Consider the following 859-nt stretch of genomic DNA (forward strand, 5'->3'; position numbering starts at 1 on the left):
TGGCGACGACGTTCTGGGCTCCACCGTTGTGGATCCGGATGGCAACTGGACGTTCACGCCAGATCAGGATCTGGCTGACGGCGATCACAGCCTGACCGTGGTGTCCAAAGATCCGGCGGGTAACGAGGTGACCTCACCGTCCTTCGATATCACCGTCGATGCGACCGCGCCGGAAAAACCAGTGCTGGGATCTGCAACGGATGACGTGGGCACTATCCGCGGCGATCTGAGCAATGGCAGCACCACCGACGACGCGAACCCAACCTTCAACGGTTCCGCAGAGCCGGGCAGCCGTGTCGATATTTACGACAATGGTGAGCATATCGGTTCGACGGTTGCTGATGATAAAGGCGCATGGCAGTTTACGCCGACCACGCCGCTGCCAGAGGGTGAGCACCATATCACCACCACCGCAACGGATGAGGCGGGCAACACCAGCCCTGAGTCTGATGATTTTGTGCTGGTGACGGACTATACGCCACCTGCGGCAACCAGCGATGTACTGAACATTACCTCCGTGATGGATGACGTCGGCGGCCGTCAGGGTAATATCGCCAGCGGCGAGGTTACCGACGACAGCAAGCCGGTTATCAACGGTATCGGCGAAGCGGGCAGCACCGTATTCGTCTACAGCACGGATGCAAACGGCAAACACCTGCTGGGCTCAGCCGTGGTTGATAGCGAAGGCAACTGGACGCTGGCGCTGGATACTCCGCTGGTGGAAGGGCTGAATAAGCTGACGCTCGAAACTCAGGACGCAGTAGGCAACCGTGTTGCGGGTGAAGCACCGTCTTACGACATTACCGTTTTGATCCCGGTCAGCACCGAGCCGTCCATCAACAGCGTGGTGGACAACTCA

Annotated in this window: 1 protein-coding gene; it reads left to right on the plus strand. The window is 59.0% G+C overall.

Features of this window, described 5'->3' with window-relative positions:
- Nucleotides 1-859 (plus strand): Ig-like domain-containing protein (locus ENTMO_RS23595; RefSeq protein ID WP_010426193.1); only part of this gene is annotated, 859 nt, incomplete at both ends.

The organism is Enterobacter mori LMG 25706 (genome assembly GCF_000211415.1).
In the GTDB taxonomy this organism is placed as follows: domain Bacteria; phylum Pseudomonadota; class Gammaproteobacteria; order Enterobacterales; family Enterobacteriaceae; genus Enterobacter; species Enterobacter mori.